This is a genomic window from Rhodobacter aestuarii (genome assembly GCF_900156655.1).
Classification (GTDB): Bacteria; Pseudomonadota; Alphaproteobacteria; order Rhodobacterales; family Rhodobacteraceae; genus Rhodobacter; species Rhodobacter aestuarii.
On record NZ_FTOG01000001.1, the window covers coordinates 335,634 to 349,655 of the forward strand.

Annotated in this window: 14 protein-coding genes and 1 riboswitch; of the genes, 11 read left to right on the top strand and 3 right to left on the bottom strand. The window is 64.4% G+C overall.

Annotation, left to right across the window (positions count from 1 at the left end; genetic code table 11):
- Nucleotides 1-20: 20 nt before the first annotated feature.
- Nucleotides 21-1,466, bottom strand: coding sequence for a cobyric acid synthase (locus BW967_RS01505; protein ID WP_076483262.1), 1,446 nt, complete (start codon nt 1,464-1,466; stop codon nt 21-23).
- Between the two features lie 272 nt (nt 1,467-1,738).
- Nucleotides 1,739-2,380: a cob(I)yrinic acid a,c-diamide adenosyltransferase gene (gene cobO, locus BW967_RS01510; RefSeq protein ID WP_076483263.1), complete on the bottom strand. Its 642-nt coding sequence runs from the start codon at nt 2,378-2,380 to the stop codon at nt 1,739-1,741.
- Nucleotides 2,381-2,419: 39 nt separating this feature from the next.
- Nucleotides 2,420-2,640: riboswitch (cobalamin riboswitch) on the top strand.
- Between the two features lie 77 nt (nt 2,641-2,717).
- Between cobO and BW967_RS01515 the strand changes: the two genes are divergently transcribed.
- From BW967_RS01515 to cobJ, 6 genes are read left to right on the top strand one after another with little or no spacing between them, the layout of a single operon-like run.
- Nucleotides 2,718-3,086 carry a DUF1636 family protein gene (locus BW967_RS01515; protein ID WP_076483264.1) on the top strand — a complete coding sequence of 123 codons (369 nt, stop codon included), beginning with the start codon at nt 2,718-2,720 and terminating at the stop codon, nt 3,084-3,086.
- A 3-nt stretch (nt 3,087-3,089) separates the two neighbouring features.
- A complete protein-coding gene (gene cobW, locus BW967_RS01520) occupies nt 3,090-4,136 on the top strand; it encodes a cobalamin biosynthesis protein CobW (protein ID WP_076483265.1) in 1,047 nt (348 codons plus the stop codon).
- Nucleotides 4,136-7,372, top strand: coding sequence for a cobaltochelatase subunit CobN (cobN, locus tag BW967_RS01525; protein WP_076483266.1), 3,237 nt, complete (start codon nt 4,136-4,138; stop codon nt 7,370-7,372). The genes cobW and cobN overlap by 1 nt, the downstream gene beginning before the upstream one ends.
- A gap of 27 nt (nt 7,373-7,399) precedes the next feature.
- Entirely contained in the window at nt 7,400-8,029 is a 630-nt protein-coding gene (locus BW967_RS01530; RefSeq protein WP_076483267.1) for a precorrin-8X methylmutase, read from the top strand.
- 2 nt (nt 8,030-8,031) lie between these two features.
- Entirely contained in the window at nt 8,032-8,769 is a 738-nt protein-coding gene (locus BW967_RS01535) for a precorrin-2 C(20)-methyltransferase (RefSeq protein ID WP_175610408.1), read from the top strand.
- A complete protein-coding gene (gene cobJ / locus BW967_RS01540; protein ID WP_076483268.1) occupies nt 8,766-9,503 on the top strand; it encodes a precorrin-3B C(17)-methyltransferase in 738 nt (245 codons plus the stop codon). Before BW967_RS01535 ends, cobJ begins: the two co-directional genes overlap by 4 nt.
- Here cobJ and BW967_RS01545 read toward each other — a convergent pair.
- Complete coding sequence (locus tag BW967_RS01545; protein ID WP_076483269.1) at nt 9,476-10,231, bottom strand: cobalt-precorrin-6A reductase; 756 nt, start codon at nt 10,229-10,231, stop codon at nt 9,476-9,478. The genes cobJ and BW967_RS01545 overlap by 28 nt on opposite strands.
- On the opposite strand from BW967_RS01545, the gene cbiE reads away from it, so the two are divergent.
- Genes cbiE through cobF form a run of 5 tightly spaced genes read left to right on the top strand, consistent with a single transcriptional unit; the run spans nt 10,230 to nt 14,007 of the window.
- Nucleotides 10,230-11,420 carry a precorrin-6y C5,15-methyltransferase (decarboxylating) subunit CbiE gene (cbiE, locus tag BW967_RS01550; protein ID WP_076483270.1) on the top strand — a complete coding sequence of 397 codons (1,191 nt, stop codon included), beginning with the start codon at nt 10,230-10,232 and terminating at the stop codon, nt 11,418-11,420. The two genes, BW967_RS01545 and cbiE, sit on opposite strands and share 2 nt — an antisense overlap.
- A complete protein-coding gene (locus BW967_RS01555; protein ID WP_097081562.1) occupies nt 11,417-11,743 on the top strand; it encodes a cobalamin biosynthesis protein in 327 nt (108 codons plus the stop codon). Before cbiE ends, BW967_RS01555 begins: the two co-directional genes overlap by 4 nt.
- Nucleotides 11,740-12,525, top strand: a complete 786-nt coding sequence (gene cobM / locus BW967_RS01560; protein WP_076483272.1) for a precorrin-4 C(11)-methyltransferase — start codon at nt 11,740-11,742, stop codon at nt 12,523-12,525. Before BW967_RS01555 ends, cobM begins: the two co-directional genes overlap by 4 nt.
- Complete coding sequence (gene cobA / locus BW967_RS01565; RefSeq protein WP_076483273.1) at nt 12,522-13,247, top strand: uroporphyrinogen-III C-methyltransferase; 726 nt, start codon at nt 12,522-12,524, stop codon at nt 13,245-13,247. The genes cobM and cobA overlap by 4 nt, the downstream gene beginning before the upstream one ends.
- A gap of 1 nt (nt 13,248) precedes the next feature.
- Complete coding sequence (cobF, locus tag BW967_RS01570; protein ID WP_076483274.1) at nt 13,249-14,007, top strand: precorrin-6A synthase (deacetylating); 759 nt, start codon at nt 13,249-13,251, stop codon at nt 14,005-14,007.
- Nucleotides 14,008-14,022 lie beyond the last annotated feature (15 nt).

The following is a 14,022-nucleotide window of genomic DNA, read 5'->3' on the forward strand; positions in this document are numbered from 1 at the left end:
CGGCTTTCGTTTGTGGCGGGTTACCGCGCCAAGGCCAAGAGCCCCTCTACATCCAGATGCGCTTCCATATGCTCGGCGAGCGCTTCCAACGTGGCCTCCACCCCCGCTGCATGGCTTTGGCCAGAAGCGGCAATGCCAAGGCCCTGCAAGAACGCGGCGCGGAAGGCATCGGCGGAAAACATCCCGTGCAAATAGCTGCCTGTCACCCGGCCATTGGCCGAGATCGCGCCCTCCGGCTGGCCGTCAATCCGCGCAAAGGGGCGGGCGCGGTCCGCGCCCTCGGTCTTGCCGATGTGAATCTCATAGCCCTCAACGTCAAGCCCGGTGGGCGCATGGGTGGCGCGGGTGCGGGTCAGGCGCTTGTCCGGGGTCATCACCGTCTCCACGTCCAAAAGCCCCAGCCCCGGCGTGGTGCCCGGCGCGCCTTCAATGCCATCGGGGTCGGCGACCGAGCGGCCCAGCATCTGATAGCCGCCACAAATGCCCAGCACATGACCGCCGCGCCGCACATGCGCTTGCAGGTCAATGTCCCAGCCCTGATCGCGTAAAAACGACAGATCGCCGCGCGTGGATTTGGAGCCGGGGACTATCACCAGCTTCGCCTCGCAAGGGATCGGCTGGCCCGGCGTGACCATCACCAAATCCACCCCCGGCTCGGCGGCAAGCGGGTCAAGGTCATCAAAATTCGCAATCCGCGAGAGCGCGAGGCAGGCGATCACCGTGCCCCCCGATGTGCGCCCCGAGCCAAGATCCAGCGCATCTTCGGCAGGCAGCAAATGCGCTTGGCGAAACCACGGCAAGGTACCAAAGCCGCGCCAGCCGGTGCGGGCTTCAATGAGCCGATAGCCATCGTCAAAAAGCGACACATCGCCCCGGAACTTATTGATCAGAAAACCAGAAATCATCGCAGCATCGTCCGGGTCCAGCACCGCTTGCGTGCCGATGATCTGCGCAATCACGCCGCCCCGGTCAATATCGCCCGCCAGCACCACCGGCACATTGGCCGCGCGCGCAAAGCCCATATTGGCGATGTCGCCCGCGCGCAGATTGACCTCCGCCGGGCTGCCCGCGCCTTCGACAATCACCAGATCATGGCTGGCTTTCAGCCGCTCAAAACTTTCCAGCACAGCGCCCATCAGCTGCGGTTTGAGCGCCGCATAATCGCGCGCCTTGGTGGTGGTGAGCCGCTTGCCTTGCACCACGACCTGCGCGCCGACATCGGTCTCGGGCTTGAGCAAGATCGGGTTCATATCGACCATCGGTTCGAGCCCGCAAGCGAGCGCCTGAAGCGCCTGCGCACGGCCAATCTCGCCCCCATCCGCCGTCACGGCGGCATTGTTGGACATATTTTGCGGCTTGAACGGCGCAACCTTCAGCCCCCGCCGCTTTGCCGCGCGGCACAACCCCGCCACCAGCATCGACTTGCCGACGTTTGAGCCAGCGCCTTGGATCATCAGGGATTTCATGCCCGGCCTCCGGTTGTGTTGTACGTTTGGGAGCCTCCGGCGGAGGTATTTTGTGCCAAGAAGAAAGGGGCGCGGCAAATATTATAGCGGCGCTGCGCCTTGGGCCGCCGCAGCGGGGAAGACGCAGCGCTTTCTCCTTGGGCGGTCATCGGGACCTCTCCCTGTACCGCAGTCAAAGCCTCACAAAGCAAGGTTAACGACTCCTTAACGTGCCCGTTTCTTCTTGGCCGAAATACCTCGGGGGTCTGGGGGCCGCGCCCCCAGCCTTTGCCTTAAAACTCCACGCCCGCTTGCCCTTTGATGCCCGAGCGGAACGGGTGTTTGATCTGCCCCATCTCGGTCACCAGATCGGCCAGCTCTATCAACTCGGGCGCGGCATTGCGGCCCGTTAGCACGACATGGGTCATTTCGGGTTTTTCGTCGCGCAAGAAGGCAAGTACCTCGTCGCGGTCAAGATAGTCATAGCGCAGCGCGATATTGATCTCGTCCAAAAGTACCATGCGGATCTCGGGGTTGCGGATCAGCTCTTTCGCCTTTTCCCACCCCGCTTTTGCCGCCGCCACATCGCGTTCGCGGTCTTGGGTTTCCCAAGTGAAACCCTCGCCCATCGCGTAGAACTGGCACAGATCGCCAAAATGGGTGGTCAGCAAGCGCCGCTCGCCCGTGTCCCACGCGCCCTTGATGAATTGCACCACCGCGCAGGGCATTTCATGCGCGATGCAGCGCAGAATCATCCCAAAGCCAGAGGAGCTTTTCCCCTTGCCAGAGCCGGTATGGACGATGATCAGCCCCTTTTCGCCGGACTTGCCCGCCATGATCTTATCGCGCGCGGCCTTTTTCTTCGCCATCTTCGTGGCATGCCGGGCCAGGTCGTCGGGTTTCTCTTCCGGGGCGCTGTCGTTTTCAGACGTCATCGGGGCGGTCCTCGCGCTTGACAATGGCAGGCGTCTCGCCCACTCAGGGGCGGCGCTGGTTTCTGTCCTATGACAGGCGAAGAGGGAATGCGACAGGGTTTGCGACTGAAACAGTCAAAAACGCGAAACGCAGCCGCCCCCGCGACCGTGACCGGAGAGGGCGCCCCACACCACTGGCAAAAGCCGGGAAGGGGGGGCGACCGTGGGGTTTAGGCCTCGCATCCGCAAGCCGGGAGACCTGCCAGCGTATGTGTTTCGGGCGGACGGGGTGTGCCGCGACCGGGAGGGGCTTCATGCCCGTCTTCGGCCCCGCCCCCAAACCCATTAAGGAGGGGTGATGGCCACCACGCTGCACGTTTGCACCACTTGCCGCCGCGCAGGTGTTGAGCCCGAAGGCGAGGCCCGCCCCGGCGCGCTTTTGCATGAGGCGTTGGCCGATCTGCCCTGCCCCGAGGGGGTTACGGTGGTGCCGGTTGAATGCCTATCGGCCTGCACTCAGGGCTGTTCGGTGGCGCTTTCGGCACCCGGTAAATGGTCCTACGTCTATGGTCGTATGGGCCCCGAAGATGCCGCGACCATTTTGGAAGGCGCAGCGCTTTACGCGCAAAGCGCCGATGGCCTTGTGCCGTGGCGCACGCGGCCCGAAATTTTCCGCAAGCAAAGCCTTGCCCGTATTCCCCCGCAAGATCTGCCCGTTCAGGAGTAAGCCATGTCGGACCTCGTCAAAATCCCCGTCACTGTGATCACCGGCTTTCTGGGCGCGGGCAAAACCACGCTGATCCGCCATCTGATGGCGAACCCGCAGGGCCGCACGCTTGCGGTGTTGGTCAATGAATTTGGCACCGTGGGGGTGGATGGGGACATTCTGCGCCAATGCGCCGATGAAAACTGCCCCGATGAGAACATTGTCGAACTGGCCAATGGCTGCATCTGCTGCACCGTGGCCGATGATTTCATCCCGACGATCGAAGCGCTGATGGCGCGGCCCAATCGCCCCGATCATATCTTGATCGAAACCTCGGGCCTTGCGCTGCCCAAGCCGCTTTTGAAAGCTTTTGATTGGCCCGCGATCCGCTCGAAAATTACCGTGGATGGTGTGATTGCCGTGGCGGATGCCGAGGCCGTGGCGGCGGGCCGTTTTGCGCCCGATGAGGCGGCGGTGGAGGCGCAGCGCCAAGCCGATGACAGCATCGACCATGAAACGCCGCTTTCGGAAGTGTTTGAAGATCAGATCGCTTGTGCGGATTTGGTGCTTTTGTCGAAAGCCGATCTCGCGGGCGAGGCAGGCTTGGCCGCCGCACGCGCGGTGATTGAGGCGGAGGCCCCGCGTAAGCTGCCGATCCTGCCGATGGTCGAGGGCACGATTGACCCCGCGGTGGTCTTGGGCCTCGGCGCGGCGGCGGAAGATGATCTGGCCGCGCGGCCAAGCCACCATGATGGGGCCGATGATCATGAGCATGATGATTTTGAAACTGTGGTGATTGAGCTGCCCGAAATCACCGACCCGGCGGCGCTGGTGGCGGCGATTGAACGCTTGGCAACTGAGCAAAACATTTTGCGCGTCAAAGGCCATGTCGCGGTGGCGGGCAAGCCGATGCGTTTGCTCGTTCAGGCGGTGGGCGCGCGGGTGCGCCACCAATATGACCAGCCTTGGGGCGACCGCGCCCGCCGCTCCGCGCTTGTGGTCATTGCCGAGCATGATGATGTGAATGAAGCCGCGATCCGCGACGTGCTGCTTTCCGGGGTGTCTGCCTGATGCATGTCGTCTTCCGCGAAAGCCACGGGCTTGAGGAAACCGAGGTGCCGACCGATCTTGGTCAGCGCCCGGCGGACCTTGTGGCGCTGTCCTTTTCGGACAGCGACCTTGGCGCTTTCGCGGCGGGCTGGAAACGGGCGGGCGGCAAGCTGCCGACGCTGCGGCTGGCAAACCTTGTGGCTCTGCGCCATCCGGTTTCGGTCGATACCTATGTGGAAAACACGCTTTCGGGCGCGAAAGGCATTTTGATCCGCCTGATCGGCGGGGAGGCGTATTGGCCCTATGGGCTGGCCTCGGTGCAAGACCTGTGCCGGCGCAAGGGCATTGCTTTGGCGGTGCTGCCCGCCGATGGCCGGGACGATGAACGGCTTGATGCGCTGTCGACCCTGCCGGTTTCGACCCTGCGGCGGCTGAAGGAACTTTGCGATGCGGGCGGCGCGGTGGCGGCGCAAGCGGCGCTGTCGCAACTTGCGCTGGCCTCGGGCCTTTATGCGCCCCCGGTGCCGGGCGATAAGCGGCTCCCCGATTGGGGGTTTTATGACCCGGCCAAAGGCGTGATCGCCGCGCCTGAGGGCGAGGGGCCTTTGGTGCTGGTCTCCTTTTACCGCTCCTATCTGACCTCGGCCGATACCGCGCCCGTGGATGCGCTGATCGAAGGGCTGCGCGCGCGCGGCTTTGCGGCTTACGGGCTTTTTGCGGCGTCGTTGAAGGCCGAGGGCTTGGGCGATGCTGTGCAAGCCCGGCTTGATGGGCGCGCCCCGGCGCTGATTGTCAATGCCACCGCTTTTTCGGCGCAGGGCACAGATGGCACCACGCCCTTTGACCGCTATGGCGTGCCAGTCTTCCAAGTCGCCCTTTCGACCGCGCGCAAACGCGATTGGGCGGAGGCTGAGCGCGGCCTGTCTCCTGCGGATTTGGCGATGCATGTGGTGCTGCCCGAGGTGGATGGGCGGCTCTTCGCGGGCGTTGTCTCGTTCAAAGCGCCTGAGCCGCGCGACCCAGATTTGGAATATGCGCGCTTTGCCCACCGCGCCGATGCAGGCCGCATCACCGCGGCGCTCGACCGGATCACGGGCTGGTATGAACTGGCCCAAACCCCGGTGGCGCAGCGCCGCTTGGCGGTGGTGCTCTCGACCTATCCGGGCCGGGATTGGCAGATGGCCCATGCGGTGGGGCTGGATGCTTTGGCCTCGACCGAAGGCTTGCTGACCCAATTGGCCGATGAAGGTTATGGGGTCAGCGCGGGCGCTCCGGTGGAAAGCCTGACCACCGCACGCCAGGCTTGGCCTTTGGCGGAGTATTTGGCGGCGCTTGAAACCCTACCCGAGGTGCTCCGCCAAGATCTGGCCGAGGCTTGGGGCACGCCGGAAGACGACCCCGCATTCCAAGATGGGGCTTTCCATTTTGCTGCGTTGCAGCGGGGTGCCGCATGGGTGGCGCTGCAGCCCGAGCGTGGTGCGGTCACCACCCGCGATGACGATTATCACGACCTGAGCCGCACCCCGCGCCACGCCTATGTGGCGTTTTATCTGTGGCTGCGCGCGCAGGGCGTGCAGGCGCTGTGTCATATGGGTGCGCATGGCACGCTGGAATGGTTGCCGGGCAAAGCGGTGGCTTTGTCAGAAACCTGCTGGCCCGAGGCGCTTTGGACCCGGCCCGTCATTTATCCGTTCATCGTCAATGACCCGGGTGAGGCGGCGCAGGCCAAGCGCCGTTTGGGCGCGGTGACGCTGGGCCACCTTCCGCCGCCGCTTGCCCAAGCCGCCGTGCCCGAGGGGATGACGCGGCTCGAACGGCTCTTGGATGAATATTCCACCGCCGACGGGCTCGACCCCGCGCGCCGCGACCGGCTGATTGCCGATATTCGTGATGAGGCGCGGGCTTCCGGGGTAGAGGACGATCTGGGCATCCCAGCGGAGGCATCGGCGGCAGAAGCGATCACCCGGATCGACCGTTTCGTCTGCGACATCAAAGAGAGCCAGTTTGGCGATGGGTTGCACGTGCTGGGGCAGGGCGCTTGCGGGGCGGAGGAACGCGCGGGCCTGACGGCGGCGCTTTCGGGCGCGCGCGTCGCCCCCGGCCCCTCGGGCAGCCCCGCGCGGGGGCGCGCCGATGTGCTGCCCACCGGGCGCAATCTTTTTGCGGTGGATCCGCGCGCCGTGCCCTCGCGCGCCGCTCATGCCCAAGGGGTGAAACTGGCCGAGGAATTGCTGCGCAAGCACCTGCAAGATCAAGGCGATTGGCCCAAAGGGCTGGTGATTGACCTTTGGGGCAGCGCCACCATGCGCACTGCAGGCGAGGAATTCGCAATGGCGCTGCATCTCGCGGGGCTGAAGCCCGTGTGGGACGAGGGCGCGGCCCGTGTTTCAGGTGTTGAGGTCATTCCGCTCGCGCTTTTGGGGCGACCGCGCATTGATGTGACGCTACGCGTCTCCGGCCTTTTCCGCGATATCTTTCCGGGTTTGGCCCAGCTTTTTGAAACCGGGGCCGAGGCTTTGGCTTTGCGCGAAGAAAGCCTAGACGATAACCCCTATGCCCGCCCCGCGCCGCGTGTTTTTGGGCCGCGCCCCGGCCAATATGGGCTCGGCATGGGCGAAGCGCTTGACCATTTCACGCCCGAAGCCCGCGCTGCAGCGGGTGAGGCATGGCTCAATGCATCCTCCTATACGATTGATAAAAAAGGTGAAATTCGCGCTGACCGGGCGGGGCTGGAAGCCCGCCTGATGGGCGCAGATAGCTTTGTGCATGCGCAAGACCTGCCAGAGTCAGACGTGCTTTTGGCCGCCGATTACGCCGCGCATGAGGCGGGCTTTGCCGCGGCCCTTGCCCGCCTTGGGGCCGAGGCGCCTGCGCTTTACCACCTCGACGCCACGGACCCCGCGCGCCCACGGGCCCGCACTTTGCCCGAAGAAATTGCCCGCGTCGTGCGCGCCCGCGCCACCAACCCGGCTTGGGTCTCTGGCATGATGCGGCACGGCTTTCGCGGCGGGGCAGAGATTGCGGCAACGCTTGATCACATGGCCGCTTTTGCGCATCTGGCCCAAGTTGTGCCCGCGCATCTCTTTGACCTTTATCATGAGGCCACTTTGGGCGACGAGGCCGTGGTCGATTTTCTTGAAACCGCCAACCCGCAGGCGCTCGCCGCGATGCGCGACCTTTTCCGCCGTTTGGCCGAGGCCGGGCTGTGGCAGACCCGGCGCAATTCCATTGCCGCAAGCCTTGAAGAACGGCTATGAGCGCACAACCCTTTTCGGAGACCCGCAATGCCCTATGAGTATGAGAAGGACGGCGCGAAGATTTACGTGCAATCCTTCGCCACGATCCGCGCAGAGGCCGATCTGGCCCGTTTCACCCCCGAAGAAGAGGTGGTCGCGGTGCGGATGATCCATGCGGCGGGCATGGTGGGGCTGGAAAAGCACGTCCAATTCGCGCCGGGCATGGCGATTGCGGCGCGGGCTGCGCTTGAGGCGGGCGCGCCGATCCTATGCGATGCGCGCATGGTGAGCGAGGGGATCACCCGCGCGCGTCTGCCCGCAAACAACGAAGTGATCTGCACGCTGCAAGACCCGCGCGTGCCGGAGATGGCGAAAGAGATGGGCAACACCCGCTCTGCCGCCGCTTTGGAATTGTGGCGCCCCAAGCTGGCTGGCGCGGTGGTGGCAATTGGCAATGCGCCGACGGCTTTGTTCCACCTGCTCAACATGCTTGAAGACCCCGATTGCCCGCGTCCGGCCGCGATCATCGGCTGTCCGGTGGGCTTTATTGGCGCGGCGGAATCGAAAGCCGCGCTGGCTGAGGCGAACCCGGTGCCATGGGTCGTGGTGGAGGGGCGCTTGGGCGGCTCTGCCATTACCGTAGCGGCGGTCAATGCGCTTGCCTGTCGGAAGGAATAATCATGGGGCGGATCATCTGCGCAGGGCTTGGCCCGGGCGACCCAGACCTCATTTCGGTCAAATCGGACCGCGCCATTCGCGGCGCCAGTGATATTGCCTATTTCCGCAAAGCCGGTCGCGCGGGCCAAGCGCGGCGCATTGTCGAAGGCATGCTTTCCCCACAAGTCACTGAACACGCGATGGAATATCCGGTCACGACCGAGCTTCCCTTTGACAGCCCCGGCTATATTACCGCGCTGGCAGACTTCTACGATGACTGGGCGTCGCGGCTTCTTGAACTTACGAAAACCCGCGACATCGTAGTGTTGTGCGAAGGCGACCCCTTCTTCTATGGCTCGTTCATGCACCTTTACACCCGCCTCTTGGGCAGGGTGGAGGTTGAGGTAATCCCCGGTATTCCGGGCATGGTCGGCTGTTGGACGGCAACGGGCGAACCGATCACATGGGGCGATGATGTGCTGACCGTTTTGGCTGGCACTTTGCCCGAGGAAGAACTGGCCCGCCACATGGCCGCGACAGATGCGCTGGTGGTCATGAAAACCGGGCGCAACCTGCCCAAAATCAAGCGCGCGCTGGCGGCTGTGGGCAAGCTAGAGGCCGCATGGCTTGTTGAACGCGGCACCATGCCCGATCAGCGCCTCGCGCAGCTAACCGAGGTGGAAGAAAACGACTGCCCCTATTTTGCGATCGTGCTGGTGCACGGGCAGGGGCGGCGGCCTGAGAAAGGAACCCCGGAATGAGCGGTTGGGTTGTGGTCGCGGGGCTTGGCCCCGGCAAAGAGACACTGGTCACGCCCGAGGTGACGGCGGCGGTCGATCAGGCCACCGATATTGTGGGCTATATTCCCTATGTGGCGCGCATCGCCCCGCGCGAGGGGCTGACGCTGCATGCCTCGGACAACCGGGTTGAACTTGATCGTGCCTGCCATGCCCTTGAAATGGCGGCGGAAGGTCGGCGGGTGGTGATTGTTTCGTCTGGCGATCCGGGCGTCTTTGCGATGGCGTCTGCATTGTTTGAGGCTTACGAGGCGCATCCCGAATTTGCCGAGATCGAGATCCGCATCTTGCCCGGTATTACGGCCATGCTGGCAGCGGCAGCGGCGGCGGGCGCGCCCTTGGGGCATGATTTCTGTGCCATCAATCTGAGCGATAACCTCAAGCCGTTTGAACTGGTCGAACACCGCCTGCGCCATGCCGCGCGCGGCGATTTTGCGATGGCGTTTTACAACCCCCGCTCGAAATCGCGCCCGCATCAATTTACCCGCGTGCTTGAGGTGCTGCGCGAGGAATGTGAGCCCGAGCGGCTGATTTTGTTTGCCCGCGCGGTCTCCACGCCCGAACAGCGGATCAACACCGTTACTTTGGCCGAGGCCACGCCGGAAATGGCTGATATGCGCACCGTGGTGCTGGTGGGCAATTCCACCACCCGCCGCGTGGGCCCGTGGGTCTATACTCCGCGTGGCGTCGCGCCGTGATCTGCGAGCCAGTGCAGCACCCCGTCGAGCGTGTCGCGGATGCTGCGCTGCGGCACATGCGGCCGATCAATCAAAATCACCGGAATCTGCAGCGCGCGGGCGGCGATCAGTTTCGCCTCCGCCCCTGCGCCCCCGGCGTTTTTAGCCACGATATGGGTGATACTTTCGCTGCGCAGCAATTCTGTATCCCCTTGAACATCAAAGGGGCCGCGCGCCACCACTGCCCGCGCATTTTGCAAGGGCAGCATTTCGCCCGGCGGGTCCACCAAGCGCAGCAAATAGAAATGCTGCGGCGCGGCGTTAAACGCGGCGAGGTTCTGCTTTCCTATCGCCAAGAACACCCGCGCGGGATCATGCGGCAGTGCAGCAATCGCGCCCTCAAGGTCGGGGACATGGGTCCAAGCATCGGCGGGTTGGGCGGTCCAAGGCGCGCGTTCAAAGGCGCAAAGCGGCACCCCGGTTTGGGCGCAAGCGGCCACGGCATTGGTGCTCATTTGCGCGGCGAACGGGTGCGTGGCGTCAATCACATGGGTGATGTTTTCAGCTTTCAGAAAAGCGCAAAGGCCATCTACCCCGCCAAAACCGCCCACCCGCGTGGGCAGGGGTTGCGGCACGGGTTTGTCGGTGCGCCCGGCATAGGAAAACACCGCGTCAAACCCTTGGTCTGCAAGGGTTTTGGCCAATCGGCTGGCTTCCGTGGTGCCGCCCAGCAAAAGGAGGCGTGTCATGTCTGATCCTTGGCTTTCGATCATTGGTTTGGGCGAAGATGGCCTTGATGGGCTGCCCTTGGCAAGCCGAGAAGCGCTTGATCGGGCGCAACTGATCTTTGGCGGGCCGCGGCATTTGGCGCTGGTGGGCGCGGGGGATCGCGGGCGGCCTTGGCCAGTGCCCTTTGATATTGCGCCGGTGCTTGCCGCGCGCGGCACGCCTGCGGTGGTGCTGGCCTCTGGCGATCCGTTTTGGTGCGGCGCGGGGGCGAGCCTCGCGGCAAAGCTCGCGCCCGATGAGTGGCGCGCGATCCCGGCGCCCGGTGTCGTGTCGCTTCTGTGTTCGCGGCTTGGCTGGCGGGGCGAAACCGTCTCGGCGATGGGCCTTCATGCCGCGCCCTTCACTCGGTTGCGCCCCGAATTGGCGCGCGGCGCGCAGATCATTGTGACGATGCGCGATGGCGCGGCGGTGGGAGAACTTGCCGCTTGGCTCACGGCGCATGGCTATGGCGCAGTGCGGATGGTGGTGGCGGAAAACTTGGGCGGCCCGCAAGAGCGGCTGCGCAGCATCGCCGCGCAAGACTATGACCTTAAAGAGGTTTCCGCTTTGGTGGCGGTTGCGCTTGATGGCGCGGGCCTTGCCCCAGAGGTGGGGCTTTCGCGCGTTCCGGGGCGGCCAGAGAGTGCGTTCCAACATGATGGCCAAATCACCAAATCCCCGTTTCGCGCGCTGACGCTTGCAGCGCTTGCGCCCCGCAAGGGGGAGCTTTTGTGGGATATTGGTGGCGGTTCGGGCTCGGTCTCGGTGGAATGGTGCTTGGCCGGGGGGCGGGCGCTGACCATCGAGCCGCGCGCGGACCGGATTGGAAACATCAAAGCCAATATCGCGGGCTTTGGCCTTGGCGCGCAGATGCGGGCCATTCATGGCGCAGCCCCCGAGGCGCTCGACGGTTTGGCGCTGCCGGATGCCGTTTTCATCGGTGGCGGCGGGTCAGAGGCGCTTTACACCCGGCTGTGGGAGCTTTTGCCCGAAGGCACCCGGCTTGTGGCGAATGGGGTGACGCTGGAAACCGAAAGCCTGCTCGCCAGCCTGCACGCGCGCCACGGCGGTAGCCTGATGCGGGTCGACATTGCCCAAGCCGAGCCTTTGGGGCGGATGCGCGGTTGGTCTGCCGCGCGCCCGCAGGTGCAATGGAGTGTGGTGCGGTGAGGGTCGCGGGCCTTGGCTTTCGCAAGGGCACGGTGGATTTCACGGCGGCGCTTTTGGCCGCCGGTCCGGTGGATGCCCTTGCAACCGCCGCGGAAAAGGCCCAAGAGCTTGCCGCCGCCCTGCCGGGGCAGCGCGTGATCGGGGTTGAGGTGCGCGGGGTCGAAACGCCCACGCAATCGCCCCGCGTTCTGGCGCTGATGGGCACAGGATCGGTGGCCGAAGCGGCGGCACTGCGGGCCGCAGGGCGCGGCGCGCGGCTGGAAGGGCCAAGACAGGTGATCGGCGGGGTAACGCTTGCCGTGGCTGAAGGAGAGGGCGAATGACGGTGCATTTCATCGGCGCGGGGCCGGGCGCAGCAGATTTGATCACTTTGCGCGGGCGCGATCTGATCGCCTCTTGCCCGGTGTGCCTTTATGCGGGCAGCCTTGTGCCGCTTGCGCTTTTGAGCCACTGCCCGGATGGCGCGAAAATCATCAACACCGCGCCGCTCAGCCTTGATGAGATCATCGCCGAAATTCAGGCCGCGCATGAGGCGGGCCAAGATGTCGCCCGGCTCCATTCGGGCGATTTGTCGGTCTGGTCGGCGATGGGCGAGCAGCTGCGCCGATTGCGCGCGCTTGGTATTCCTTATGATGTGACGCCGGGCGTGCCCTCGTTTGCGGCGGCGGCAGCGACGTTGGGTGCGGAACTCACCCTGCCGGGCGTGGCGCAATCTGTTATTCTGACCCGCACCTCTGGCCGCGCTTCGGCCATGCCCGAGGGGGAAACGCTGGAGAACTTCGCCCGCACCGGCGCGGTTCTGGCCATTCACCTCTCGGTCCATGTCCTTGAAGATGTGGTGGAAAAGCTCACCCCCTATTACGGGGCGGATTGCCCGGTGGCGGTGGTGTGGCGCGCAAGCTGGCCCGATCAGCGGGTGGTGCGCGCAACCCTTGGCAGCCTGCAAACGGCGGTGGGGGCCGAGATGGAGCGCACCGCTCTGATCATGGTGGGCCGCTCGCTCGATACCGAAGAGTTTGACGAAAGCCGCCTTTACGCGGGCGATTACGACCGCCGCTACCGCCCGGTTGGCACCGAGCCGCGCTTCCCGGAGGGCACGGAATGAGCGGTTACGTCTCTTTTGTGTCCTCTGGCCCCGGTGATCCGGAACTGCTGACGTTGAAGGCGGCAGACCGGCTTGCCAAGGCGGATGTGGTGCTTTTCGATGACCTCTCGGCCGGGCCGATCTTGGGCCATGCGCGCGAAGGCGCGGAACTGATTGCTGTTGGCAAACGCGCGGGGCGGCCCTCGCCCAAGCAAGACCATGTGAGCCGTTTGCTCGTCGATCATGCGCTGACCGGGCAAAAGGTTGTGCGGCTAAAATCGGGTGACTCTGGCCTTTTTGGGCGTCTGGAAGAGGAATTGGTCGCGCTGCAAGAGGCGGGCATTGACTATGAAATCATCCCCGGTGTGCCCTCGGCCTGTGCGGCGGCGGCGGCGGCGGGGATGCCGCTCACGCGCCGGCTCACCGCGCGGCGGGTGCAATTTGTGACCGGGGCCGATGTGACGGGCGATCTGCCCGAAACGCTCAATTGGGCGGCTTTGGCCGATCCGGCGGCGACCACGGTTGTCTTTATGGGCAAGCGCACCTTCCCGAAGCTTGCGGCAGATCTGATCGCGCATGGGCTTTCGCCGGACACGCCCACGCTTTTGGCCGAAGCCGTGGGGCACCCCGAACAAAGCCTGCACCGCTCCACCATCGCCAAGCTTGCGGCAGAGCTGGCTGAGGCACGGTCAAACCACCCCGCGCTTATTTTCTACGGCCCGCTTTACGACCCGGAGGGGTAAGATGATCGAGCTCACGCTGATTGGCATCGGCACCGGCAATCCGGCCCATGTCACGCTGCAAGCGATTGGCGCGATGAATGCCGCCGATCTGATCTTGATCCCGCTCAAAGGGGCCGACAAATCCGACCTTGCGGGCCTGCGCCGCGCAATTTGTGCCACCCATATCACCAATCCCGCCACCAAAGTGGTGGAGTTCGACCTGCCCGTGCGCGATGCGGCGAACCCGTCTTACCGCAAGGGCGTGGATGATTGGCACGATGCGATCGCCGAGGCATGGCTTGCACAAATCACCGCGCAATGCCCTGATCTAAATGGCAAAGTCGCGCTTTTGGTTTGGGGGGACCCGGCGCTTTATGACAGCACATTGCGCATTGCCGCGCGGCTGGAAAAGCGCATCGCGCTCACCACCAAGGTCATTCCCGGCATCACCGCGATTCAAGCGCTTTGTGCGGCCCATGCGATCCCGCTCAATGACATTGGCGCGCCCTTTGTCATCACCACCGGGCGGCAAATCCGCGACCACGGCTGGCCCGCTGCCGCCAATACGGTTGTGGTGATGCTCGATGGCGAATGTTCGTTCCAAAGCCTTGACCCACAGGGCATTTCGATCTGGTGGGGCGGCTGTGTCGCGATGCCCGAAGAGGTGCTGGTGGCGGGGCCTTTGGCCGAGGTGACAGAACAAATTCTGGCCACCCGCGCGGCCCTTCGTGCAACCCACGGTTGGGTCATGGATATTTACCTGATGCGCCGCAGCCTTTGACGCAGGCGCAAGGGT

What these genes read in the sequence shown, in the direction of transcription:
- cbiE (WP_076483270.1), top strand. Translation starts at nt 10,230, where the DNA reads ATGTCTGATCCTTGGCTTTCGATCATTGGTTTGGGCGAAGATGGCCTT.
- cobF (WP_076483274.1), top strand. Translation starts at nt 13,249, where the DNA reads ATGATCGAGCTCACGCTGATTGGCATCGGCACCGGCAATCCGGCCCAT.
- BW967_RS01515 (WP_076483264.1), top strand. Translation starts at nt 2,718, where the DNA reads ATGGCCACCACGCTGCACGTTTGCACCACTTGCCGCCGCGCAGGTGTT.
- BW967_RS01530 (WP_076483267.1), top strand. Translation starts at nt 7,400, where the DNA reads ATGCCCTATGAGTATGAGAAGGACGGCGCGAAGATTTACGTGCAATCC.
- cobW (WP_076483265.1), top strand. Translation starts at nt 3,090, where the DNA reads ATGTCGGACCTCGTCAAAATCCCCGTCACTGTGATCACCGGCTTTCTG.
- BW967_RS01505 (WP_076483262.1), bottom strand. Translation starts at nt 1,466, where the DNA reads ATGAAATCCCTGATGATCCAAGGCGCTGGCTCAAACGTCGGCAAGTCG.
- cobA (WP_076483273.1), top strand. Translation starts at nt 12,522, where the DNA reads ATGAGCGGTTACGTCTCTTTTGTGTCCTCTGGCCCCGGTGATCCGGAA.
- BW967_RS01545 (WP_076483269.1), bottom strand. Translation starts at nt 10,231, where the DNA reads ATGACACGCCTCCTTTTGCTGGGCGGCACCACGGAAGCCAGCCGATTG.
- cobN (WP_076483266.1), top strand. Translation starts at nt 4,136, where the DNA reads ATGCATGTCGTCTTCCGCGAAAGCCACGGGCTTGAGGAAACCGAGGTG.
- BW967_RS01535 (WP_175610408.1), top strand. Translation starts at nt 8,032, where the DNA reads ATGGGGCGGATCATCTGCGCAGGGCTTGGCCCGGGCGACCCAGACCTC.
- cobO (WP_076483263.1), bottom strand. Translation starts at nt 2,380, where the DNA reads ATGACGTCTGAAAACGACAGCGCCCCGGAAGAGAAACCCGACGACCTG.
- cobM (WP_076483272.1), top strand. Translation starts at nt 11,740, where the DNA reads ATGACGGTGCATTTCATCGGCGCGGGGCCGGGCGCAGCAGATTTGATC.
- cobJ (WP_076483268.1), top strand. Translation starts at nt 8,766, where the DNA reads ATGAGCGGTTGGGTTGTGGTCGCGGGGCTTGGCCCCGGCAAAGAGACA.